The organism is Prevotella sp. LCP21S3_D2 (assembly GCF_052118345.1).
Taxonomy (GTDB): domain Bacteria; phylum Bacteroidota; class Bacteroidia; order Bacteroidales; family Bacteroidaceae; genus Prevotella.
In genome coordinates, this window is sequence record NZ_JBQKHJ010000076.1 from 1 (window position 1) to 841 (window position 841).

At 51.6% G+C, this 841-nt stretch carries 1 rRNA gene; it reads right to left on the reverse strand.

The features are described from left to right. A 16S ribosomal RNA gene (locus ACTQ16_RS16640) occupies positions 1 to 838 on the reverse strand; the annotation flags it as partial. Positions 839 to 841: the final 3 nt, after the last annotated feature.

The window sequence follows — 841 nt, forward strand, 5'->3', positions numbered from 1 at the left end:
CCAACAGCGGGCATCCATCGTTTACCGTGCGGACTACCAGGGTATCTAATCCTGTTCGATACCCGCACTTTCGAGCTTCAGCGTCAGTTGCGCTCCAGTGAGCTGCCTTCGCAATCGGAGTTCTTCGTGATATCTAAGCATTTCACCGCTACACCACGAATTCCGCCCACTTTGTGCGTACTCAAGGAAACCAGTTCGCGCTGCAGTGCAGACGTTGAGCGTCTACATTTCACAACACGCTTAATCTCCGGCCTACGCTCCCTTTAAACCCAATAAATCCGGATAACGCCCGGACCTTCCGTATTACCGCGGCTGCTGGCACGGAATTAGCCGGTCCTTATTCATAAGGTACATGCAAAAAGTCTCACGAGACTCACTTTATTCCCTTATAAAAGCAGTTTACAACCCATAGGGCCGTCGTCCTGCACGCTACTTGGCTGGTTCAGGCTCTCGCCCATTGACCAATATTCCTCACTGCTGCCTCCCGTAGGAGTTTGGACCGTGTCTCAGTTCCAATGTGGGGGACCTTCCTCTCAGAACCCCTACTGATCGTTGCCTTGGTGGGCCGTTACCCCGCCAACAAGCTAATCAGACGCATCCCCATCCATCACCGATAAATCTTTAATCCCTTTCAGATGTCTTCTAGGGATATCATCGGGTATTAGTCTTACTTTCGCAAGGTTATCCCCAAGTGGTGGGCAGGTTGGATACGCGTTACTCACCCGTGCGCCGGTCGACGCCCATCAAAAGCAAGCTTTCGATGTCGTTTCCCCTCGACTTGCATGTGTTAAGCCTGTAGCTAGCGTTCATCCTGAGCCAGGATCAAACTCTCCATTGTAAA